Annotated in this window: 21 protein-coding genes; 11 read left to right on the top strand and 10 right to left on the bottom strand. The window is 63.1% G+C overall.

Annotation, left to right across the window (positions count from 1 at the left end; translation table 11 throughout):
• The first annotated feature begins 128 nt into the window (after positions 1-128).
• A complete protein-coding gene (locus V5738_RS13755) occupies positions 129-1,841 on the top strand; it encodes an ABC transporter ATP-binding protein (protein ID WP_423821379.1) in 1,713 nt (570 codons plus the stop codon).
• A 5-nt stretch (positions 1,842-1,846) separates the two neighbouring features.
• Here V5738_RS13755 and V5738_RS13750 read toward each other — a convergent pair whose 3' ends face one another.
• Positions 1,847-2,239 carry a DciA family protein gene (locus tag V5738_RS13750; RefSeq protein ID WP_423821378.1) on the bottom strand — a complete coding sequence of 131 codons (393 nt, stop codon included), beginning with the start codon at positions 2,237-2,239 and terminating at the stop codon, positions 1,847-1,849.
• A 254-nt stretch (positions 2,240-2,493) separates the two neighbouring features.
• Here V5738_RS13750 and secA point away from each other — a divergent pair, with 254 nt between their 5' ends.
• The 3 genes from secA (at position 2,494) to V5738_RS13735 (ending at position 7,559) form a co-directional block, all read left to right on the top strand.
• Positions 2,494-5,298 (top strand): preprotein translocase subunit SecA, encoded by a 2,805-nt coding sequence (gene secA, locus V5738_RS13745; protein WP_423821377.1) that lies wholly within the window; start codon positions 2,494-2,496, stop codon positions 5,296-5,298.
• A 67-nt stretch (positions 5,299-5,365) separates the two neighbouring features.
• Complete coding sequence (argJ, locus tag V5738_RS13740; RefSeq protein ID WP_423821376.1) at positions 5,366-6,577, top strand: bifunctional glutamate N-acetyltransferase/amino-acid acetyltransferase ArgJ; 1,212 nt, start codon at positions 5,366-5,368, stop codon at positions 6,575-6,577.
• A complete protein-coding gene (locus tag V5738_RS13735; protein ID WP_423821375.1) occupies positions 6,546-7,559 on the top strand; it encodes a Nudix family hydrolase in 1,014 nt (337 codons plus the stop codon). Before argJ ends, V5738_RS13735 begins: the two co-directional genes overlap by 32 nt.
• Before the next feature lie 341 nt (positions 7,560-7,900).
• On the opposite strand, the gene V5738_RS13730 is transcribed toward V5738_RS13735, so the two are convergent.
• From V5738_RS13730 to V5738_RS13695, 8 genes are all read right to left on the bottom strand, one after another.
• Complete coding sequence (locus V5738_RS13730; protein WP_423821374.1) at positions 7,901-8,107, bottom strand: DNA gyrase inhibitor YacG; 207 nt, start codon at positions 8,105-8,107, stop codon at positions 7,901-7,903.
• 22 nt (positions 8,108-8,129) lie between these two features.
• A complete protein-coding gene (gene zapD / locus V5738_RS13725; RefSeq protein WP_423821373.1) occupies positions 8,130-8,900 on the bottom strand; it encodes a cell division protein ZapD in 771 nt (256 codons plus the stop codon).
• A gap of 106 nt (positions 8,901-9,006) precedes the next feature.
• Positions 9,007-9,648, bottom strand: a complete 642-nt coding sequence (coaE, locus tag V5738_RS13720) for a dephospho-CoA kinase (RefSeq protein ID WP_423821372.1) — start codon at positions 9,646-9,648, stop codon at positions 9,007-9,009.
• A gap of 94 nt (positions 9,649-9,742) precedes the next feature.
• A complete protein-coding gene (locus tag V5738_RS13715; protein WP_423821371.1) occupies positions 9,743-10,615 on the bottom strand; it encodes a prepilin peptidase in 873 nt (290 codons plus the stop codon).
• The gene (locus tag V5738_RS13710; protein ID WP_423821370.1) at positions 10,615-11,841 is read right to left on the bottom strand and encodes a type II secretion system F family protein; all 1,227 of its coding nucleotides are present in this window, start codon (positions 11,839-11,841) and stop codon (positions 10,615-10,617) included. Before V5738_RS13710 ends, V5738_RS13715 begins: the two co-directional genes overlap by 1 nt.
• A 17-nt stretch (positions 11,842-11,858) precedes the next feature.
• Positions 11,859-13,250 (bottom strand): sigma-54-dependent transcriptional regulator, encoded by a 1,392-nt coding sequence (locus V5738_RS13705; protein ID WP_423821369.1) that lies wholly within the window; start codon positions 13,248-13,250, stop codon positions 11,859-11,861.
• Positions 13,247-14,854 carry a sensor histidine kinase gene (locus V5738_RS13700; protein ID WP_423821368.1) on the bottom strand — a complete coding sequence of 536 codons (1,608 nt, stop codon included), beginning with the start codon at positions 14,852-14,854 and terminating at the stop codon, positions 13,247-13,249. The genes V5738_RS13705 and V5738_RS13700 overlap by 4 nt, the downstream gene beginning before the upstream one ends.
• A 181-nt stretch (positions 14,855-15,035) precedes the next feature.
• The gene (locus V5738_RS13695; RefSeq protein WP_423821367.1) at positions 15,036-15,290 is read right to left on the bottom strand and encodes a hypothetical protein; all 255 of its coding nucleotides are present in this window, start codon (positions 15,288-15,290) and stop codon (positions 15,036-15,038) included.
• A 153-nt stretch (positions 15,291-15,443) separates the two neighbouring features.
• Between V5738_RS13695 and sucC the strand changes: the two genes are divergently transcribed.
• The 5 genes from sucC to V5738_RS13670 all read left to right on the top strand — a co-directional run bounded on the left by sucC (position 15,444) and on the right by V5738_RS13670 (position 20,498).
• Complete coding sequence (sucC, locus tag V5738_RS13690) at positions 15,444-16,607, top strand: ADP-forming succinate--CoA ligase subunit beta (RefSeq protein ID WP_423821366.1); 1,164 nt, start codon at positions 15,444-15,446, stop codon at positions 16,605-16,607.
• A 48-nt stretch (positions 16,608-16,655) separates the two neighbouring features.
• A complete protein-coding gene (sucD, locus tag V5738_RS13685; RefSeq protein ID WP_423821365.1) occupies positions 16,656-17,525 on the top strand; it encodes a succinate--CoA ligase subunit alpha in 870 nt (289 codons plus the stop codon).
• A gap of 142 nt (positions 17,526-17,667) precedes the next feature.
• On the top strand, positions 17,668-18,096 hold the full coding sequence (locus V5738_RS13680) for a GFA family protein (RefSeq protein WP_423821364.1): 429 nt from the start codon (positions 17,668-17,670) through the stop codon (positions 18,094-18,096).
• 120 nt (positions 18,097-18,216) lie between these two features.
• Entirely contained in the window at positions 18,217-18,672 is a 456-nt protein-coding gene (locus V5738_RS13675; protein ID WP_423821363.1) for a GFA family protein, read from the top strand.
• 209 nt (positions 18,673-18,881) lie between these two features.
• The gene (locus V5738_RS13670) at positions 18,882-20,498 is read left to right on the top strand and encodes an NAD+ synthase (RefSeq protein WP_423821362.1); all 1,617 of its coding nucleotides are present in this window, start codon (positions 18,882-18,884) and stop codon (positions 20,496-20,498) included.
• A gap of 81 nt (positions 20,499-20,579) precedes the next feature.
• Here V5738_RS13670 and V5738_RS13665 read toward each other — a convergent pair whose 3' ends face one another.
• On the bottom strand, positions 20,580-21,500 hold the full coding sequence (locus tag V5738_RS13665; protein WP_423821361.1) for an outer membrane protein assembly factor BamD: 921 nt from the start codon (positions 21,498-21,500) through the stop codon (positions 20,580-20,582).
• 147 nt (positions 21,501-21,647) lie between these two features.
• Here V5738_RS13665 and rluD point away from each other — a divergent pair, with 147 nt between their 5' ends.
• Both rluD and pgeF read left to right on the top strand, forming a co-directional pair.
• Positions 21,648-22,622 carry a 23S rRNA pseudouridine(1911/1915/1917) synthase RluD gene (rluD, locus tag V5738_RS13660; RefSeq protein WP_423821360.1) on the top strand — a complete coding sequence of 325 codons (975 nt, stop codon included), beginning with the start codon at positions 21,648-21,650 and terminating at the stop codon, positions 22,620-22,622.
• Entirely contained in the window at positions 22,619-23,365 is a 747-nt protein-coding gene (gene pgeF, locus V5738_RS13655) for a peptidoglycan editing factor PgeF (protein ID WP_423821359.1), read from the top strand. Before rluD ends, pgeF begins: the two co-directional genes overlap by 4 nt.
• The last annotated feature ends 38 nt before the right edge of the window (positions 23,366-23,403 follow it).

Genomic DNA, 23,403 nt, shown 5'->3' with positions numbered 1-23,403 from the left:
GCCGGCATCGTCGCCGGCGGTCAAAACACGCTAGGATAACCCGCTGCGCTGTCGATCGGGCAGTCCCATGGGGCGGCTGGGCCGTCAATGCCTGTATAATACAAGCCAGCGACCGACGAGCTGACCGCGTGCAACTGATAAAAGCTTTTTTCCATCGTTATCCGCTGCAGTGTCTGATTGTATGGATCAGCCTGGTGGTGGCCAGTGTCGCCGAGGGCCTCAGTCTATCGACGCTGTTGCCGATTCTGACCATCGCGACCGATAGCAGTTCCGGACTGGTCAGCCACGAAACATCGGATTTTCTAAGCGAGAGTCTGAACTGGCTGTCGATCAATCCCACCATCGGCACGATGATGGGGATCGTGGTCGTGGGTTTAGTGTTCAAGGCCGCGCTAACCCTGCTGGCCTATCGCCAGGTGGGGTACACGGTCGCGGCGATCGCCACCGACGGGCGATTGAACTTTCTGCGGGCGTTATCGTCCTCGCGCTGGGAATATTTTTTGAGCCAGCGCACTGGCAAGCTGTCTAACACGATCTCCACCGAGGCCACGAACAGCGCCGAGGCGTTCCAGAGCATGGCCAATCTGGCCGCGCTGGCCTCCCAGTCGACCGTGTTCTTGCTGGTCGCGCTGTTGATCAACTGGAAGATCGCAGCCCTGGCGGTGGGCGTTGGCGTGGGCATCTTTGGCCTGCTCAAGATCATGGTCTCGATTTCACGCGAGGCCGGCGGGCGCCAGAAGAATTCCTTTCAGCAGCTCATGGCGTTGTTAACCGACTCGCTGGCCTCGCTCAAGCCGCTCAAGTCGATGGCCCGCGAAGGCCAGATCGATCGCATGCTCGAGCGCCAGACCCAGGATCTGAACAACGCGCTGCGTATTCGAGTTTTGGCCCAGGAATCGCTCAAGGCGCTCCAGGAACTGCTGATCGGCGTGGTGCTGATCGTCGGCGTGGCGGCTTCGCTGCTGGTCTGGGATCTGCGGCTGTCCGAGATCATGGTCCTGACCATCGTGCTCGCCCGCATGCTCACACGTCTGAGCAAGGTCCAGCAGGAATATCAGAAGTTGGCTTCTCGCGAGGCCTTCTACTGGGCGATGAACGAACAGATCGAAGAGGCGCGGGCGGCGCGCGAGAGCGCCTTCGGCGATCGCCAGCCCAGTCTGGACCAAGGCGTGCAGATCAAGGACGTTCAGTTCGGTTATGAGGGCCGCAACGTACTGCGCGACGTGAATATCGAGATCCCCGCCGGCGAGTTCACCACGCTGATCGGTTTTTCTGGGGCGGGCAAGACCACGCTCGTGGATCTGATCATCGGTCTGCTGCGGGCCGATACCGGGCGTATTCTGATCGATGGCGTGCCGATCGACGAGATCGATATCCGAGCCTGGCGGGCAATGATCGGCTATGTGCCCCAGGATACCGTTCTGCTGCACGACACGATCTACAACAACGTCGTGGTCGGCGATGCCGATCTGTCCGAAGACGCCGCGATCGCTGCGCTTGAGCAGGCCGGGGCTTGGGATTTCGTATCCCAGATGCAAGACGGCATTCATACCAACGTCGGCGAACACGGCGGGCGGCTGTCCGGCGGCCAGCGCCAGCGGATCGTCATCGCCCGGGCGCTAGTGCACAAGCCCCGTCTGCTGATCTTAGACGAGGCGACCAGCGCGCTGGATCCGGAAACCGAGGCCGCGGTCAGCGCCACTCTGCGGGCCCTGGGTGACGACTATACGGTGCTGGCGGTATCCCATCGCTCGGCGCTGACCGAGCGCTCGGATCATGTCTATCGACTGGAACAGGGCACTGCGCGGGTCGATGAGGCACCGGCTCGCGCCAGCGCCTGAGTTGGCTACTCGGCCCGGCCGGCGTCCGCCAGCCGGCGTAGCGCGTTAGCTAGCGCGCGATCGTCGATATAACCGGCGGTCTGCTGTAAATGAGCGCGGGTGCGCTCGGACATCGGGCGCGGCCGGGTCACGGTTTCGAACGGCCCCAGCCCGACCGGGCGCACTTTGACCTGGATCCGGTTGACCTGCAGGCGCATGCGCTGGGCCAGCGCGCGCGCCAGCTGAACTTCCATATAGCGCAGCCGGGTGGCCCAGGCGGCATTGGCCACGTGTAGGCGCAGACAGTAGTCCTCGTAGGCTGCGACCTGGATCTGCGAGCCGGCGGCCTCTGGCAGAATCTCCAGTAGCGCTGCGCGAATACGCGCCAGGAAACGGGCGCGGCCGAGAATGTCGGCCATCGCGGGCGCAGCGATATGCAAAAGGGACTGGATTGATTGAGGTGTCGACCCCATGTCCTGAGCTGGTACGGCGTCGTTGATCTGCCATCGTAGCAGTTTCGAGGCCGTTCGGAATCGCCGGCGCGGGCGCCCAGCGAGTCGGTTTCACAACCCGGCGTAGGGCAGCGTGTCTTAAAGCGCTGCACCGGCTGCGTTATCATCCGGCTTTTGGCGGCGACCCGCGTGCCGCCTGTCGGGCCAGACGACGAGGGTTCATGAGCAATTTCCTGACCAAACTGATCGGTAGCCGCAACCAGCGCGTCGTCAAGCGCATGCATAAGGTCGTGGATGCGATCAACGCCCGAGAGGCCGAGTTCGAGGCGCTTACCGACGAACAGCTGACCGCCAAGACCGAGGAGTTCCGCCAGCGACTGGCCGATGGTGCGACCCTGGACGACCTGCTCGAGGATGCTTTCGCCGTGGTGCGCGAGGGCGCCAAACGGGTGCTCGGCATGCGCCACTTCGATGTACAGCTGGTCGGCGGTCAGGTACTGCACCACGGCAAGATCGCCGAGATGAAGACCGGTGAGGGCAAGACTCTGGTCGCGACCCTCACGACCTATCTCAACGCTCTGGAAGCCAAGGGCGTGCACATTATTACGGTGAACGACTATCTGGCCTCGCGCGATGCCGACTGGATGGGCCGGCTGTATCGCTTTCTGGGTCTAACCGTGGGCACGATTTTTTCGGGCCAGGATACCGAGGCCAAGCGTGCGGCCTACGCCTGCGATATCACCTATGGCACGAACAACGAGTTCGGCTTCGATTATCTGCGCGACAACATGGCCTTTACCCCGGAGGACCGAGTCCAGCGCAAGCTCAACTACTGCATCATCGACGAGGTCGACTCGATCCTGATCGATGAGGCCCGGACGCCGCTGATCATCTCCGGGCCGACCGATGATGATCCTGAGACCTCGCAGCGCGTGGACAAGCTGGTCACGCATCTCACCGAGCAAGAAGAAGAAGAGGGGCCGGGCGATTACGCCAAGGAAGAGAAAAGCAAGCAGGTGCATCTGACCGAGGACGGCCATCAGAAGGTCGAGGCGTTGATGCGCGAAGCCGGTCTGTTGGCCGAAGACGAGTCGCTCTACGACGCCAACAACGTTGCGCTCATGCACCATATGAACGCAGCGCTGCGCGCACATGCGTTGTATACCAAGAACATCGAATACATCATCGCCGACGGTGAAGTGGTCATCGTCGACGAATTCACCGGTCGGACTATGCCCGGCCGGCGCTGGTCGGACGGCCTGCACCAGGCGATCGAAGCCAAGGAAGGGGTGCCGATCCAGAAAGAAAACCAAACCCTGGCGTCGATCACCTTCCAGAATTTCTTTCGGCTGTATAACAAGCTCGCCGGCATGACCGGCACCGCCGATACCGAGGCCTTTGAGTTCCAGTCGATCTATGAACTGGAAGTGGTGGTCATTCCCACCAACCGGCCGCTGCAGCGCAAGGATCTGCCCGATCAGATCTATATGACCGGCCGCGAGAAGTTCGAGGCGATCGCCAACGAGGCGGTTACGGCCAGCCAGACCGGCCAGCCGGTACTGATCGGCACGGCCTCGATCGAAGCTTCGGAAGTGCTGGCCCAGCTGCTGCGCCAGCGCGGTATCCGTCACGAAGTGCTTAACGCCAAGCAGCACGAGCGCGAAGCCGAAATCATCGCCCAGGCCGGCCGGCCGGGGGCGGTCACGATCGCGACCAACATGGCCGGCCGCGGTACCGACATTGTGCTCGGCGGCAACGTCGAGGAAGCGCTCGAGGCCCTCGAGGAAGGCGACGAAGCCGGCCGGCAGCGGATTCTCGACGAATGGCATAAGACCCACGACGCGGTACTGGAATCCGGCGGTCTACTGGTGATCGGCTCCGAACGTCACGAATCGCGGCGCGTCGACAACCAGCTGCGCGGGCGCTCTGGCCGCCAGGGCGATCCGGGGGCCTCGCGGTTCTATCTGTCGCTCGAAGACAGTCTGATGCGTATCTTTACGCCACCGCGGCTGCGTTCGATGCTGCAGAACCTCGGCCTGGAAGAAGGCGAGGCGATCGAGCATAAATGGGTGACCCGGGCGATCGAGAACGCTCAGCAGAAAGTCGAGCGCCACCACTTCGATATCCGCAAGCAGCTGCTGGAATACGACAACGTCGCCAATGATCAGCGCCAGGTCGTCTACGAGCAGCGCAACGAAATCATGGACTCCGACAGCATCTCGGAGTTGGTCGAAAATATCTGGACCGATGTGGTCGACGAGGCGATCTCGGAATACATCCCGCGCGCCAGCCTCGAAGAGCAGTGGGACGTCGAAGGCCTCGAGCAGGCGATCGAGCGCGATTTCGGCTCCGAGCTGCCGATTCAGAAATGGCTGGATGAAGAAGACCAGCTCGACGAAGAAGGCCTGCGCGAGCGGATCGCGGCCGAGCTCAAGACCACCTATGAAGAAAAACGCGAGGCCGCCGGGGCCGAAAACATGGCCCAGATCGAGAAGGCGGTCGTACTGCAAGTCCTGGATTCGCTCTGGCGCGAGCACTTGGCGGCGATGGACTACCTGCGCAAGGGCATCCATTTGCGCGGCTATGCTCAGAAGGATCCAAAGAACGAGTACAAGCGTGAAGCCTTCGAGATGTTCAACAATATGCTCTCGCGCTTGAAGCACGAGGCCGTGACCGTGTTGGCGCGGGGCCGTATCGATAACCAGATCACTGAAGAGGCCCGCGAAGATCGCCGGCGCCAGATGGAAGACATGCAGTTCCAGCACGAGGATGCGGCCTCGGCTGCGGAACAGGCGGTCGCGCAGCCCGGTGCCGAAAGCGAAGGCGCGGAAGTGGCTCCCGAGCAGGCCGCCCAGGCGAATCTGCCGGGGCCGGGCCAGCCGGTTGGCTCCGGGCCGGCGGCCGGTGACGATGTCGAAGTCCGGCCGGAGACCTTCGTGCGCGACGGCCGTAAGATCGGGCGCAACGAATCCTGCCCCTGTGGCTCGGGCAAGAAATTCAAGCATTGCCATGGACGGGATGCCTGATCCAGAACACCGATCCGTGTACCGTCCGATGCCGGTTCGCGGTCAGTCTCAAAGGAATCGATAGCTCATGGCGGTCAATTTGAAAGCGCCCGAGCGGTTGCTGGCCGTAGCCGGTGCGCGCTGGGCCTGTGCCGATGCGGCGATCAAAAAGCCCGGTGACGACGACATAGCGTTGCTGGTGTTGGACCCCGGGGCGACGGTCGCTGGTGTGTTTACGCGCAACGTTTTTGCCGCGGCCCCAGTGATAGTGGCTAAGCAGCACTTGGCGGCTCGGGCGCCACGGGCGCTGTTGATCAATAGTGGCAACGCGAATGCCGGTACCGGTGATGCCGGTGATGCTGACGCCCGGCAGTGCTGTGCCGCAGCCGCGCGTGCGCTCGACCTGGATCCAGAGCAGATACTGCCGTTTTCGACCGGTGTGATCGGCCAGGCGTTGCCGATGGAACGCATCGTGCCCGCGATCGATACGTTGGCCGGCGGCCTCGATGCCCAGGGCTGGCTGGGGGCTGCGCGCGCGATCATGACCACCGACACGGTGCCCAAGGGCGGATCGCGAACGCTGGCCATCGATGGCCAGACCGTAACGTTGACCGGCATCTCGAAAGGCTCGGGCATGATTTGCCCGAACATGGCGACCATGCTGGCCTTCCTGGCCACCGATGCGGCGATTCCGGCAGCGGATCTGGATCAGGCGCTGCGTACGGCCAATGCGGCGTCGTTCAACAGCATCACGGTCGACGGCGACACCTCGACTAACGATGCCGCGATGCTCTGCGCCACTGGCGCCGGGGTGGCGTTGACCCGCGAGCATGCGCAGTGGCCGGCGTTTGTCGAGGCCTTGACCGAGCTGATGCGTGAACTTGCCTGTGCGATCGTGCGCGATGCCGAAGGTGCAACCCGCTTCATGAGCCTGGCGGTCAGCGGTGCGGCGAGCATCGATGAAGCCCGCGCCGTGGCGTTCACGGTCGCCCATTCGCCGTTATTTAAGACTGCGGCCTTCGCGGGCGACCCTAACTGGGGGCGGATTCTGGCTGCCGTGGGGCGCGCGCCGGTCGAGGCCTTGGATATCGCCGGGGTCGATATCGCGCTTGATGAGGTGGCGATCGTGTCCGGCGGCCAGCCGCGGGCGGATTATCGTGAGGAGGACGGCGCGGCAGTGATGGCTCAACCGGAATTCACGATACATATCGGCCTGGGGCGCGGCGACGCGGCGACCACGGTCTGGACCTCGGATCTGTCCTACGACTATGTCCGCATCAATGCCGAATATCGCAGCTGATATGGATACACCGCTGGATATCGCCGTTGGAGTACTGGTCGATAGCCAGGGCCGGCTATTGATCGCCCAGCGGCGACCGGATACGCCGGGCGCTGGCTACTGGGAATTCCCGGGCGGCAAGCAGGAACAGGGCGAGTCGATTTTCGACTGCCTGACCCGGGAGCTCGCCGAAGAGATCGGGGTGACCGATCTGCACGGGGCGCCGCTGATTCGGTTCTGTCATGACCGCGGTCCCAGGCCGGTACGCCTGCACGTCTGGCGTATCCATGACTGGACAGGCACGCCCGGCGGCCGCGAAGGCCAAGCAATACGCTGGGCGTCGGCCGCGGAACTCGATGACGTGAGCCTGTTGCCGGCGACCGACGTGATATTGGCTGCGCTGGCGCTGCCACGTCAGTATCTGATCACACCAGGGATCATGGATTATGGCGAGATCGACTGGTTCGAAGGCCTGGACCAAGCCCTGGCCAACGGTACGCGTTTGCTGCGGCTGCGCGATCCGGCGCTGACGGATACCGAGTATGCACGCCTGGCAGAGCGGGTGATCGAGCTCGCACGCATCCATGAGACCGCCGTGCTGCTCGACCGCGATACCGATATGGTCGATGCGCTCGGGGCAGCCGGCCTACATTGGTCGGTCGATCAACTGGAACGGGCCGGCGGCCGGCCGGTCTCCAGCCAGCACTGGTTCGTGGTCTCGGCCCATAATGCTGCCGAGCTTACGGCTGCGGTCGAGGCGGGCGCCGATTTCGCGACTCTGTCGCCGGTCGCGGTGACGACCAGCCATCCCGAGGCAAGCCCGTTGGGCTGGCCCGGCTTCGAAAACGAACGCAGCGAACTGGCGCTGCCGGTTTATGCGCTGGGCGGTCTCGGCCCGGACGACGCCGAGGATGCTATCGCCCACAACGCCCAAGGCGTTGCGGCGATCACCGGGCTCTGGCCGGTCGGCAAGGGCTCGCGCGGCCAGCGACGCAGTATCTAAGCACTAGATCGCTGACCTCGAACGGGCCCGTCGGCCCGCATGCTCGGGGGCAGCTCGCATCGACTCGTGCGTTCCCGGGATATTTGCGTTTGGTGGCCCGCGGCCTTATGCCGGAGCGGTCAAACCGTGCTCAAGCGTGCTGCAGCAGCTTTCTCGAGTCTGGTGATGGGTCGTTCGAACGAGAGCCCGCGCCCGGCTGCTGGGCGCAGGCCGCCGGCTCTGGGGGGACCAAGATCAAAACTCACCATGCCAGAGGCTGGTCATGGTTGATTGGGCATAGGCGGCCCAATCCGAAGACGCCGGCGCGTTGGCTGCGGCGTCGTGGGGTACACCCGCTGGCGTTAGTGCGTCGGTTCGTCGTCCCCGTCGGCCCAGTTTGGGGTGCCGGCCGAGCCACTCGGGTCGGGGATTCGGTGGCTCTCGTCGAGCCAGTCGCCGAGATCGATCAATTTACAGCGACGCGAGCAAAAGGGGCGATACCGATTGTTCGGGCTCATATCGCTGGGCTCGCCGCATTGCGGGCAGGGGGCAGTCGGTTTTGAACTCATCGCGCTTTAGGTCGAAGTCAGTCTAGAAGCGGCAGCAGGCCATACGAAAGACGATGCTGGTCTCGGTCTGGCGGACATGCAGCTGGCTGTCCTGATGCTGCATGAAACGCACGGTCGCACGATGTCGGCCGCCGCTGATTTCAGGAAATACGCTGGCATCGTCGAGCAAGACGCGGATCATCTGGGTGCCGGCGGTCGTGTTGTGCACCAGTACGCCGTTTTTGGCGGTTTCCTGGGTGGGCGTGGCGCTGTCGCGCAGCAGTCGTAGCAGCACCCGGATGCCACGCTCGATCGGTAGAACGCGCCGCAGCCAACGATCGAGATCGGCCTCGATACGCTCGGCCGGCTGGGCAAGCCAGTGTCGATAGGCCGGCAGATCGAAGCTGCAAGTCCCGCCGGGAATCGCATGGCGATTATTGAGGCTGTTGAGCAGTTCGTTGTCGCGCAGCTGATAGGAGGCAAACTGCGGCGGGATTTGTGCCATGGCGTGGCTGGCTTCGTCGAGTTCAGCCAGTACGCCGTCGAGGCAGCCGTGATCGATATCCTCGCGCTCGGCCAAATGTTGCAGACCGTGGCGCCGCTGGACCAGTTCCTTGCTGACCTGGCCGCGGATATCGTGGCGCGACATCACATTGAGGATGTCCAAAAGCGTATCCAGCGTCGCACGTCGGCCCCAGGGACCGATATCCTCGCGATGATAGTGCAGTCGGGCCGTAAGATGTTCGACGCGCAGAAACGTCCGGATTCGCTCGTTGAGCGGTTGTTCGTAACAAAGCTCGTCGTCATCCGTCACACGGGCCTCCGCCAGTCTCAGATAAGCGACGATAGTCTATGTTGCCGACCTCACGGGTCAAAATATCGCCCGGTCTTTACTGCGCATCGATTCCGGTAGCGCGGGCTCAGCCGGGCAGATGCAAGGGCGGCAGATCGGCGATTTCGCCGCGTGCCAAGCGCTGGTAGCCGGCATGCAGGGCGGCGGCCAGATCGGCGATATCCTTGCGCGGGCCGGTGTTGATCAATACATCGTCGGCATGGGCCAGCCGCTCCTCACGCGCCTCCTGGGCTGCGATCATCTTGCGGGCCAGGGTCTCGTCGACATCGTCGCGGGTGGTCAGGCGCTCGATCTGGACGTGCTCCGGTGCATCGATGACCAGCACCCGATCGACCAGTTCGATCATGCTGGACTTGATCAGCAGTGGCACCACCAGAATGCAGTATTCGGAATCGGCAGCATCTCGCTGACGCGCCAGTTCCTCGCGAATCCGAGGGTGGGTAATCGCTTCCAGGTCGGCACGCGCGTCATCGTCGTCGAACACGATAGTGCGCAGTTCGCGCCGTTTGAGCTGGCCCGAGTCGTCGACGATATCGGCGCCGAAACGCGCGATGATTTCATCCAGGGCGGGCTCGCCGGGTTCGACGATCTGGCGTGCGACGCTATCGGCGTCGATGATCGCCACGCCCAGGCGTTCGAATGCGGCCGCAACGACGGATTTGCCGCTGGCGATGCCGCCCGTCAGGCCGATACATAGTTTCCGACTCATGCCGGGGCTCCGAAGACGAATTGATCAGACCGTCGGCCGATGGCCGTGTTGTCATCAACCTGTCGTAGATGACTGATAACGTCGAGCACAGGCACTAGCGCAATCCCGATAGCGTCAAATAGGCGTGCAGGATTGTATCGCCTGCGATCATTGCCAGCCAGCCGCCCAAGGCCAACCACGGCCCGAACGGCATCGGCGCGCCGCGTGCCAGGCGCCCGCTGGCCATTAACGCGCCGCCGACCAGGGCGCCGCCGAGCGAGGCCGCGAGGATAGCCAGCGGCAGCTGGGTCCAGCCGATCCAAGCACCCAAAGCGGCCGCGAGTTTGAAATCGCCATAGCCCATGCCGGCCTTGTCGGTCGCAATCAGAAAAGCCTGAAACACCAGCCAAAGCCCCGCGTAGCCGCTCGCCGCGCCGATGATTGCGGCTCCGGGCGCTGGGCTGCCGGGGATGCCCAGCGCGCTGGCCAGCAGACCGAGCCATAGCAGCGGCAGGGTCAGCGCATCCGGCAGCAGCTGGGTCTGCCAGTCGATCGCGGCCATGGCCAACAATAGCCACGAGACGACCGCCACGCAGCCGGCCCAGGGGGCTGGCCCAAAGCGTGCGAGCGCGATCACAGCCAGGCCTGCGGCGGCGATTTCAATCAATGGGTACTGTACGGAGATACGTGCACCGCAGGCTGCGCAACGTCCCCCGAGCAGAAGGTAGCCGACGACCGGCAGGTTGTGCCAGGGCTTGATCGGCGTATCGCAGTGCGCACAACGCGAGCGCGGAGTGGCCAGATCGAAGCGTTGGGTCTGCGAAGCCGGTGGCGACTGGTCGAGCGTATCGGCGGCCTCGGCCTGCCAGCGACGCGACAACATGATTGGCAGCCGCACGATCACGACGTTGAGAAAACTGCCGACAACCAGGCCGAGCACGATGACCGCAGACCAAACTAACCAGGACGGCAGGCTAGCCAAGACCATCAGACCACCGAGCCGAGTTTGAAGATAGGCAGGTACATGGCGATGATCAGACCGCCGACCAGTACGCCGATTACGGCCATGATCATGGGCTCCAATAGCGAGGACAGGGCATCGACTTGGGTATCGACTTCGGCTTCGTAGACATCGGCCACCCGGGCACACATTGCGTCGAGCGCGCCAGCCTCTTCGCCGATCTTGACCATCTGATGGGCCATGTTCGGAAAACGGCCGGTATTCGACATCGCCAGTTCCAAGCGCTGCCCCGATTCGACCTGGCCGCGCATTTGATCGATGGCTTCTTCGAAGCTGACGTTGCCGGCCGCGCGGGCGACCGAATCCAGGGCATCGACCAGCGGCACCCCGGCCGCAAACATGGTCGACAGGGTGCGCGAGAACCGAGCTACTGCAGCGTTGTTCACGATCGGGCCGACCACCGGTACCCGTAATGATATCCGGTCTAGCAGCCGCCGAAAGCCGTGCGAACGTCTGCGACCGATTACGAAACCATAGCCGGCCGCGACTGCCGTACCGACGATCAACCACCACCAGTGTTGGATGGTCTGCGATAGGCCGATGACCATTTGGGTAAAGGCCGGCAGATCGGCCCCGAAACCGCGAAACAGCGACTGGAACTGCGGCACCACGAAGTACAGCAGAATGCCCATGACGATGATCGCGACGATGACCACGGCAGCGGGATAGAACAATGCCTTGCGCACCTTGGCCTTGATCGCTTCGGTTTTTTCCTTGTAGGTCGCAATCTTGTCGAGCAGAGCCTCGAGCGTGCCGGAGCGTTCGCCGGCAGCGACAAGATTCACGAACAGGTCGTCGAAATAGCGCGGATGCTGGGCCAGGGCCTCGGCCAGCGACACGCCGGATTCGATTTCGTCGCGGATCGAGCGCACCAGTTCGGCCAAGCTTGGATTGGCTGCGCCTTCGGCCACGATCTCCAGCGATTGAACCAGTGGCACTCCGGCGGAGAGCATGGTCGCAAGTTGGCGCGACAGGATTGCAATATCGACCGGCTTGATCTTTTTCTTGCGCTGACCGCCGATGCCGAAAATCCGTGTCTGCTTGCGTACCCGCAGCGGATTGATCTGTTGTCGACGCAGCATGGTCCGGACCATGGCCTCGTTCGGCCCGTCGGTCTGCCCCTTGACCCGATCGCCGTTGCGATCAGTGCCGATCCAATAGAAGGTCTGGTTTTCGGTGCGAGTCTGTGCCATGTCCTCTCGGTGGTCGGCTAGTCCATGCCGAGCTTGGCCAGCCGGTAGCGCAAAGCACGGAAGGTAATGCCCAGCCTCTGGGCAGCCTTGGTTTTGTTATATCGGCAGGCTTCCAGCGCGCTTTGAATACGCTCGCGCTCGATTGCTTCGAGTTGGCTTTCCAGATCGGTGGATTCGTCGAATCCGTCTACCGGGCCGTACTCGGATGGGTGATCCACCGCTGCCTGGGCCAGCGGCGAATACAGGCGCAGATAGTCGCGCTCGATCACATGGCTTTCGGCCAGGGTGACGGCTCGTTCGAGTATGTTTTCCAGTTCCCGGATATTGCCCGGGAAGTCGTAGTTTTTCAGGGCCGTCATGGCATCCCGGCTGAGGCGCGGTGCTCTGTTCAGACGCATCTTGCGCTGCAACCCGGCCAGAATACGTTCGGCCAGGGCCGGAATATCGTCGGCGCGATCGCGCAGCGGCGGCACTTTGAGTTCGATCACGTTCAGCCGATAGTACAGATCCTCGCGAAAACGTCCGCGTGCCACCTCAACCGATAAATCGCGATGGCTGGCGCTGACGATGCGCACATCGACCGGGGTTTCCATGGTCGCGCCCACCGGCCGGATCGAGCGTTCCTGAATGGCGCGCAGCAGTTTGACCTGCATGGCCAGCGGCATGTCGGCGATCTCGTCGAGAAACAGGGTGCCGCCGTCCGCTCGGGCGAACAGGCCCGGGGTGTCGCGCAGCGCGCCGGTGAACGCGCCGCGGATATAGCCGAAGAACTCGGTCTCCATCAGCGCGTCCGGAATCGCGCCGCAGTTGACCGGTACGAAGGCGCCGTTCTCGCGCGGGCCTTCAGCGTGGATCATGCGTGCCACCAACTCCTTGCCGGTGCCGGACTCGCCAGTGATATAGACCGGGGCCTGGCTGCGTGACAGTTTGCCGATCGTGTGCCGTAGATCCGCCATGGCCTGGGTCTGACCAACCAGACGGGGCGAGGTATCCAGCGATGGATGAGGAGGGGCGTCGTGATCCAGCCCAGCCAGCTTGAGGGCCTGGTCCACCAGTGAGCGCAGCCGAGCGACATCGACGGGCTTGGAGACGAAATCGAAGGCGCCGGCCTTGAGGCTGGCGACTGCTGATTCGGCCGAACCATAGGCGGTGATCACCGCGACCGGGCAATTCGGGGCGCGGTCATTGATATGCCGGACCAACTCGATACCCTCGCCATCCGGTAGGCGCATGTCGGTCAGGCACAGATCGAAGGTTTGTGCGTCGAACAGCCGCTGTGCTGTGGCCAGGCTGTCGGCCGCTACAGTCGTGATGCCCATGCGACTGAGCGTGATTTCCAGCAGCTCGCGGATATCGCTCTCGTCATCGACGATCAGCGCGTGCGCATTGGTCGGAACAGCAGCGTTCATTGCGGCAACGAATCCTGGTCGGGCGGTACCCGGGGTAACAATATACGAAAGCAGGCGCCGGCTGCCCGGCCGGATATCGGCAGCAGCCGGGCCCCGTTGGCTTCACAGAGTTCGCGGGCGATATGTAGACCCAGGCCGGTTCCTTCGGCGGCTGTGGTGAAAAACGGTTCGAGTACGCGGTCGAGCACATCCTCGGGAATGCCCGGGCCGTTATCGGCAATATCCAACGCCATATTGCGGTTGTTGTCCAGATGCCAACGAATCGAGATCGTGGGGGCCGCCTGGCCACGGGCATGCCGGTGGCTGTTGTCCCATAGATTGAACAGCACCTGTCGAAGCTGCTCCGGATCGAAACGAATGGTGGTCTCTGGCGGGTCGGTTTCGAATCGCAGCGCCGGCGGATTGCTGCGGCTATCGCGATAGTCGTCGATCGCCTCGGCCAGCCAGGGCCCCAGCACCAGGGTTTTCGGCTGCTGGGCCGAGCGGCGTGCCAAGCCCAGGACGTCGTCGACAATCCGGTCGATGCGTCGGCAGTGTCGATGAATCATGCGCAGAAGACGTTGGTCTTCAGTGCCTAGCGCTTCGGATTCGGCCAGCAGCTGGCCTGCATGGCTGATGGCGCCGAGCGGGTTGCGGATCTCGTGGGCGATACGGGCGGTCAGGCGGCCCAGCGAGATCAGTTTCATCTGCTGGGCCTGACGGCTGGCCCGCAGCGCGTCCTCCAAAAAGACCAGGGTGGTGGTGTCGTCACCCCCCAGACTAGAAAAACTCGGTTGTAGCGGCCGGCCGGCGATCTCGACGATCTCGGCGGCCTTAGCCCGGGTCTGCCAGGCCACGAGGGCTTCAAGCAGTGCGGGCGGTAGAGCCTCGGCGTGCGTCAGCGGCGGCTGCTCGGGGGCGTGCTCGATCAGGTCGACGGCCGCCTGGTTGGCGGTCTGAATTCGGCCTTCGGCATCGATCACGATCGCACCGGTCTGCATGCGCTCGATAATACGATGGTTGAGTTCGGCGAGATCGCGAGCCTGGTTGGCATGGCTCGCCGCAGAGGCATCGCTGGCCCGAACGCGATGGGCCAAGCCATACGCCATCCAGGTCGTGGCCAGGTACAGGGCGCCGAGAATCCCGGACTGCATGAAATCGGTGTGGGCTGTATCGAGCTGCCAATGCCGCAGGATCTCCTGGCTCAGCAACCCGAGGGTGGCGGTGGCGGCGAATAGGGCGGCCCGACGGCCGGGAAGTAATATACCGGCGGCCGTCAAGGGCGCCAGTAGCAGCATTGCAGGCCCCCCGGCCGCCCCGTTGCCGGTATAGCTCAGCCCGAGCAGCAGTACGCTGTCGACCAGAATCTGCGCGACGATATGCAGCTCAGGTTGTGGCCAGCGCACCAGGGCCGTACCGGCCTGGCCCAGCGCCAGCGCGAGGTAGATCAGGCTCAGAATACGAAACGCCCTGGCGAGGCTGGGATCGAAAAGGCCGTGATCGAGATTTGCGCCGGCGCTGAGCACGGCCACCAGCCCGAAAGCCACGGCGCTGCGATAGAGCGCCAGCGTCAGCGCGGCACGCCAGCTCGCCCCGGTTGGCGCGATTGTTTGCTGCGGTTTCATGCTGCCACCAAGGCGGCAGCGGCGAGCCGGGCTCTGGGGGCGGGCCAGCGTATCGGTATGCCGGTAGCTGTTCCGGGCACCGGCATAATAGGGCGACGCTTGGCAGTGGGTTGCGGCCCGGTCGATTGATGCCGCTTGGCGCTGGGGCTGAATAGGTCGGCCAGGCTCAGATCAAGCCATGTCACGAGCGATCGGTATCGTGCTCTTGGCAGCAAAAACCGTCCCCGTCCGGGCGCATCAGGCGCCGGTCGACATAGGCGCCGCAGCGGGTACAGCGCGCGGTCGCGGCGAATGCTGGCTGTTCATCGCGTTTGACCGAGCGCGCCTTGTCGGTCAGTACGCGGCGCAGTAGCAGTGCTACGGCGCCGATCGCGCAAATGATCAGGATCAGACGTGCCATGCCCGTTTCGGTCGCGTTTTTGTCGGTAATCAGCATACGCCCCCCAGTGCATCCAGCGACAGATTTCGGCCCTCGGACCGGGCTTGATCGCGGTATTGATTGGCGGATACAAGTTGTGGTCAACGCTTCAAGGCGCGACAATGCGCGCCGTTTTCGAGTTTTGAGTTTGTTTGCAACCGAGGCGATGCCATGAACGTTCACGAATACCAGGCCAAGGAAATCTTCGCACGCTTCGGCGTGCCAGCAGGCGTAGGCAAGGTCGCCCGGTCGGCCGATGAGGCCGTGTCGGTGGCCAACGAGCTCGGCGGCGAGCGCTGGGTAGTCAAAGCACAAGTGCATGCCGGCGGCCGCGGTAAGGCCGGGGGCGTGAAGCTGGTCGACAGCGTGGACGCAGTGCGCCAGGCCGCCGACGAAATGATCGGCTCGACCCTGACGACCCACCAGTCGGGCGGCGTGGCGCTGCCGATCCATTCGGTCTACGTCGAAAAGCCGGCCGATATCAAAAGCGAGCTGTACCTGTCGGTGCTGGTCGACCGGGCCACGCGCAAGGTCACCTTCATCGCGTCGCCGGAAGGCGGCATGGATATCGAGGAAGTCGCCGAGTCGACGCCGGAAAAGATCACCCAGATCGCGATCCACCCGGCCGCCGGTTTCCAGCCCTACCAGGGCCGCGAGCTCGGTTTCTTCCTCGGCCTGGACAAGAAGCAGGTCGGTGAATTCGTCAAGGTCATGAAAGGCCTGTACGACATGTTTATGGAGACCGATGCCTCGCTGGTCGAGATCAACCCGCTGGTCACTACCGGCGATGGCGGCCTGGTGGCGCTGGACGGTAAGCTGAACTTCGACGACAACGCGCTGTTCCGGCACAAAGAGTTTGCGGAGATGCGCGACCTGACCCAGGAGAACGAGCGCGAGGCGCAGGCCGCCGAGCACGATCTCAACTACATCCAGCTGGACGGCAACATCGGCTGCATGGTCAACGGTGCTGGCCTGGCCATGGGCACCATGGATTTGGTCAAGCTGCACGGCGGCGAGCCGGCCAACTTCCTGGACGTCGGCGGCGGCGCAACCACCGAGCGCGTAACCGAGGCGTTCAAGCTGATCACTGCTGGTGAAGGCGTGAAAGCCATTCTGGTCAATATTTTCGGTGGCATCGTGCGCTGCGACCTGATCGCCGAGGGGATTATTACCGCGGCCAAGGACGTTGGCATCAATGTGCCGGTCGTGGTGCGTCTAGAAGGCACCAATGCCGAAGAAGGCCGCAAGCTGCTGGACGAGTCCGACTACGACCTCATCGCCGCCCAGGATCTGACCGACGCGGCCCAGAAGGTGGTCGCCGAGGCCCGCGGCTAAGCCCAGACCCATCGATCGTCCAAGGATTTACCGAGCAGGATTTAAGTCATGAGTATTCTCGTCAATTCCGATACCAAGCTGATCGTCCAGGGTTTTACCGGCAGCCAGGGCACTTTCCACTCCGAGCAGTGCATCGAGTACGGCACCAATATCGTGGGCGGCGTCACGCCGGGCCGTGGCGGTGAGACCCATCTGGATCGCCCGGTGTTCAACACCTGTAAGGAAGCGGTCGCTGCGACCGGCGCCAACGCCACGATGATCTACGTGCCGGCCCCGTTCGCCGCCGACGCGATCCTCGAAGCCGCGGATGCTGGCATCAAAACCATCATCTGCATCACCGAGCACATCCCGGTGCTCGATATGCTGCGTGTGCGTGCCGCACTGGATGATTCGGATTCGGTGCTGATCGGCCCGAACTGCCCCGGCGTGATCACCCCGGGCGAGTGCAAGATCGGCATTATGCCGGCGCATATCCACCAGAAGGGCAAGATCGGCATCGTGTCGCGCTCCGGCACGCTGACCTACGAAGCGGTCTTCCAGACGACTCACAACGGTCTTGGCCAATCCACCTGTGTGGGCATCGGCGGCGACCCGATCCACGGTCTGGACTTCGACGACGTGCTCGAGATGTTCGAGAACGACCCGCAGACCGAAGGCGTGGTCATGGTCGGCGAGATCGGCGGCACTGCTGAGGAAGAAGCCGCCGAGTACATCAAGAACCACATGACCAAACCGGTGGTTGCCTACATCGCGGGCGTGACCGCGCCCCCGGGCAAGCGCATGGGCCATGCTGGTGCGATCATCTCGGGCGGCAAGGGCACGGCTGACGACAAGTTCGCCGCTCTCGAAGCCGCGGGTGTCGCTACGGTACGTTCGACCGCCGAGATCGGTACCAAGATGCAGGAAGTGCTGGGCTGAGTGCGCAGCGACACCTGATCTGATCGAAAGCCGGGCCCGCACCGCGGGCCCGGCTTTTTATATTTTCGGGCCCTACGGGTTGGGGTGTCTGCAATCGGCGTGCTTGAATGGCGACACGAAGCTCCAAAAGCAAACCGACGTCATGAGCGAGACCTACGAACTGAGTTGCGACTGCGGCCATGTCACCATGACCGCCCACGGCGAGCCTAAACTGTCGCTGTATTGTCACTGCGCCAGCTGCCGTGCGTTGTACAACACCGACGTGCTATCCGCGACCGGCTGGGCCGACGATCAAGTTGAACTGCCGGAGCCAGGCGATATGTTCGCTCATGAGCTCGACGGCAAGCAGATGACCCGCTACGGCTGTCCGCAGTGTGGAATGACCCTATACGGGCGCCACAAACCGGGCATTCCGGTGATTCCGCATGGCGTGTTCCGTAAGGCCAACGGTGGCCATCTGCCGGCGGCATTGGCGCCGACGCTGCATTTGTTCTATCGCGAACGGGTGATCGACGTCGACGACGATTTGCGCAAGTCCGAAGGCGGCGAAGCCGTCGGGCTGGAAAGCTAAAGACCGTAGCCGGCGCCGCAGCGATTGGCGGATCGGTCGAGGCATGCGTGATTGAGACGTATGCCGCGGCCGCGCCGGCCTTTATCAATGTCTGCGGCCCTCAATGAAAGGAAGCCTGTCTTGGCCAACGTCTATGAACTGAGTTGCGACTGCGGCGCGATCGCGCTCAACGCGCGTGGCGCCCCGGAAGTCAGCGCCTACTGCCATTGCGAAAGCTGCCGGCGCCTGTATGGCGTTGAAGTGTTCTCGGCCAGTGCCTGGGCGAACGAGGCGGTCAAGCGCCGGGTCGTGGATGCCGATGCGACACTGATTGGCCATCGGCTGCTCGGTCGACGCATGTGGCGCTACCATTGCTCGGAGTGTGGTCGGCTGATGCACGGGCGCAACCGCCACGGCCACATCGTGATCCCCAACGAACGATTCCGTGAGGCTGCCGACGGCCGTCTGCCGTCGCCACTGGCGCCCACGGCGCATTTTTTCTACAACGAGCGTGTGCTTGATATCGCCGATGATCTGCCCAAACATGCCGCTGACGGCGGGGCGGCGACGGCGCATGGCGATACCGCTACCGGTTAGCCATCGACCGATTCATCTATTAAGGCCGCGCCGCGATCCCGGTGTGGGTGGCCGGGCAACGAGGAGATGAGCTTGCCTGTTGTAAACGAACGACGAGTCACGCCGCCGGGATGCGTTCCGGGACGCCTGGGTGAAGCCGCGCATGGCCGCCTTGTATTTGTCGAGCAGGAACGCGTTCTGCGTATCAATGAACCAGAGGTTGTCCCAGCATGAGCGACTCTTCGCTACGCCTGGCCCTGGCCCAGCTCAACGTTTGGGTCGGCGATATCGAGGGCAATGCCCGGCAGATTATGGAGGCCGCGGAGATCGCGCGCGATCGCGAACAGGCCGATATCATGGTGACTCCCGAGCTGGCCTTGATCGGCTATCCGCCGGATGATCTATTGCTGCGACGCGGCTTGCCGGACGTGATCGAGCAGGCCCTGGACAAGTTGACCCGTGAACTGGTTGGGATCACGGTCGTGATCGGATATCCGGAATACGTCGGCAACGAAATCTACAACGCCGCTGTTGTCGTGCGCGATGGCGAACGGATCGCCCACTATCGCAAGCAGTGCCTGCCCAATTACGGCGTATTCGATGAGCGCCGCCACTACCGGCCCGGCGATGCGCCTTGCGTGTTCGAGCACAACGGACACCAGGTCGGGGTGACCATCTGCGAAGACATCTGGGAACAGGGCCCGGCAGCCCAGTCGGCGGCGGCCGGCGCTGAGATCCTGGTCAATCTCAATGCCTCGCCTTTCCATGTCGATAAGCAGGCCGAGCGTGAGCATCTGCTGGCGGTCCGGGCCCGGGCCAACAACCTCGCCATCTGTTATTGCAACGCCGTCGGCGGGCAGGACGAGCTGGTGTTCGATGGCCGCTCCTGTGCGGTCACGCCTGCTGGCGATATTGCATTACGGGCGCCGGCGTTCGAGGCCGGGGTTTATAGCCTGGACTGGCAGCACCGTCAGGCCGAAGGCGAGATCGCGGAATTGCCCAGCGCCGAGGCGCTGATCTACGACGCGCTCGTACGAGCGACTCGCGACTATGTCAATCGCAACGGCTTCCCCGGTGTGATCATCGGTTCTTCCGGTGGCATCGATTCGGCGCTTGCGCTTGCGGTCGCAGCCGATGCGGTTGGCGGCGATCGGGTCTGGGCGGTATCCATGCCGTCGCGCTATACCGCCGATATCAGCAACGTCGATGCCGCCGACCAGGCCGAACGCATGGGGGTGCGCTACGATGAAGTACCGATCGAAAGCGGTTTCTCGGCAATGCTGGAGACCCTGGCGCCGATCTTCGGCGATCGCGAGCCCGATACCGCCGAAGAGAATCTACAGTCGCGGATTCGCGGTGCGTTGTTGATGTCGATCTCCAACAAGTTCGGCCATGTCGTGCTGGCCACTGGCAACAAATCCGAGATGGCGGTGGGCTATGCCACCCTTTACGGCGACATGTGTGGCGGTTTCGCGCCGCTCAAGGATGTCTACAAGACCTGGGTGTACCGGCTGGCCAAGTTCCGCAATACCCGTAGCGAGGTGATCCCCGAGCGCGTGATCACCCGGGCGCCGTCGGCAGAGCTGCGCGACGACCAGGCCGATACCGATACGCTGCCGGAGTACGACGTGCTCGATCCGATCATCGAAGCCTATGTCGAGGACGGAGCGTCGATCGAAGACATTGTCGCCAAAGGCTATGCCGAGGCCGATGTGCGCCAGGCAGCCGGGCTGATCCGGCGCAATGAGTACAAGCGTCGGCAGGGCGCGCCAGGGCCGAAGGTGACCCATCGGGCGTTCGGGCGCGATCGACGCTATCCGATCACAGCCGTATACGGAGATTTCTAGGTCAGCATTGGGTGCCGCCCATGAAAAAGGCCGCGCCTGACCGGACGCGGCCTTTTTCATCCTTAAAAGACGACCGGTGGGTCAGTCGTCCGCAGCGGGAACGTTCTCGGCATCGCTCGCCTCAGCGGCCTTGTCTGAGCCGCGTGCGGGCGCGCCATCCATGTCCGGTAAGACGTAGGCTGGAGTATCGCCGGCCTGCTGGCGATAGAACTCGTCGCGATGCAGCAGATAGTTCGGATACGACACCTGCATGATCGCCCGAGTGTCTTCGGCCAGATCGGGCAGGTTCAGCTGGGCATAGGATTCTTCCATGACTTCCAGCGCCCGCGGCACCGACTGCGAGCCTTGATAGTGCTTGACGATATCCTCGGCGCGGCGGGCCGATGCGACATAAGCATGTCGCTTGAAGTAGTACTCGGCGATCTGCAGATTGAACGCTGCTACCCGGTTGCGAATGTTGACCATGTGCAACTGGGCGTCTTTGGCGTAGTCGCTGTTCGGATAGTTTTTCAGCAGCAAACTGAAGTCGTTGAACGCCTGCTTGAGCGAATCGACGTTGCGCTTGTCCGGATCCGAGCCCAGCAGATTCGGATTGTTGCGCGCATAGTTCGACATGCCGCGCATGTAGTACACATAGTCGATGTGCGGGTTGCGCGGATGCTGCTTGATGAAACGATCCGCGGCCTCGACCGCCTGATCGTAGTCGCCGGCTTCATAGTGGCCGGTTACCGCTTCCAGCTCCGACTGCGGGGCGTATTTGGAAAACGGGAAACGTGCACTGACCTCGGCGTACAATGGCAGTGCCTGCGAAGGCTGACCGTGCAACAGGAAGTCGCGCGCCGAGTTGTAGAGACGTTTGGCATCGGCCGACTCGAGCTTGTGGCCCTGTCGGTCGGTCAGCGGTTTCTTGCTGTAGCCGGTTTCGTCGATCCCCTTGTCGGAGGCGCAGCCGGCCATCACCAACGTAGCGGTCACGCCCAGCGCGAGAACGATTTTTCGCATGCGAGCCCCGAAGCGCGTGCTAAGCGCGCGTTTTTTGATATGCAAAACAAGATCAAAGTATACCTATGAACCCCAGAGCGAGTCATACGAATGGTCGCCGTGGCGACTTTTGACCGGTCGGTGGCGTCCGAACAGACGAGACTTTTCATGAGCCAAGATCCTGCAGGCGACGACATCGAGTTGATCATCCCGGACGACCATGCCGGCGCTCGACTGGACAAAACCCTGGCAGTACTGCTGCCGGATTATTCGCGCTCGCGACTCAAACAATGGTTGAGCGCAGGCGATCTGACCGTGGATGGCGCATCGCCCGCGCCCAAGACCGCGATCGCCGGTGGCGAGCGCGTGCGGCTGATTGTGCCGGATGATGCGCATGACGAGACCGTCGCCCCGGAGGCCATGGCGCTGGATATCGTCTACGAAGACGAAGCGATCCTGGTGCTCAACAAACCGGCCGGGCTGGTCATGCATCCAGGGGCAGGCAATCATCACGGCACGCTACAGAACGCGCTGCTGGCCCACGACGAATCGTTGGCGGCCCTGCCGCGCGCCGGCATCGTGCATCGGCTGGACAAGGACACCTCAGGCATCCTGGTGGTCGCCAAGACTTTCGCGGCGCATAAGCAGCTGGTCGCCGATCTCGCCGAGCGCACGATCAAGCGCGAGTATGAGGCGGTCGCCTTGGGCGTGATGACAGCTGGCGGCCATGTCGATGCGCCGATCGATCGCCACCCGATCGATCGCAAGAAAATGGCCGTGCGTGAGGAAGGCCGCGATGCTGTGACCCACTATCGCGTGACCACCCGCTATCGGGCTCATACCCACGTGCGCTGTAGGCTGGAAAGTGGCCGGACCCACCAGATCCGGGTGCATATGGCCCATATCCGTTATCCGTTGCTGGGCGATCCTGTTTACGGCCGGCGGCTGAGCCTGCCGAAAGATTCCAGTGCGCCCTTTATCGACGTGCTGCGTGGATTCAAGCGCCAGGCGTTGCATGCCGCCAGCCTCGGCCTCGATCATCCGGTCACGGGGGAAGCCATGCAGTGGCATGCGCCGCGCCCGGCCGATTTCGAAGCGTTGCTGGCAGCACTGGCCGAAGACGCCCGGGCGCACGGCCGGTGAATCCGGCGCGTGACTTCCTCTGGGCCGACTGGCCCGCGCCGCCCCATATCCGGGCCGGCACGACATTGCGTAGCGGTGGCTTCAGCCTCGCGCCCTATGATCAGTTGAACCTGGGGACGCACACCGGCGATCGCATGGCTACAGTGCGTCGGAATCGTGATGCGCTGCGCTCGGCGCTGGCGCTGCCCGGCGAGCCTGTTTGGCTGAACCAGATCCACGGTACAGGCGTTGTCATGGCCGACGCGCCGGCGTCGGAAACTGCGGATGCCAGCGTCGCGCAACAGCCGGCAACGGTCTGTGCAGTGCTGACTGCCGACTGTCTGCCGGTGGTGTTCTGCAATCTGGCGGGCAGCTGCTGGGCCGTGGCGCATGCCGGCTGGCGTGGATTGGCGGCCGGGGTGCTCGAAGCCACGGTCGGCCGTTTGCCGGCGCGCTCTGATCAGTTGATGGTCTGGTTGGGGCCGGCGATCGGGCCTGCCCATTTCGAGGTCGGTGCCGAAGTGCGCGATGCGTTCCAGGCTTTCGATCCAGCGGCCGAGGCGATGTTTGTGGCCGGCCATCGCCCCGGGCACTACTTCGCCGACATCTATGCGCTGGCACGCGCTCGGCTGCAGCGGGTCGGGATCGATCGAATATATGGCGGGGGCCAGTGCACCGTCGATGATTCGGACCGTTTCTACTCCTACAGAAGAGGATCGCCTACCGGGCGTATGGCGACTTTAGTCTGGTCGACCACCGGGTAGGAGATATTTGCAAACGATTTCTGCTAAGTTGTGCGCTA

The sequence above is a fragment of the Salinisphaera sp. SPP-AMP-43 genome, assembly GCF_049568105.1.
Classification (GTDB): Bacteria; Pseudomonadota; Gammaproteobacteria; order Nevskiales; family Salinisphaeraceae; genus Salinisphaera.
Note: the sequence above shows the minus strand (reverse complement) of the source record. Positions and strands in the feature narration are given on the sequence as shown.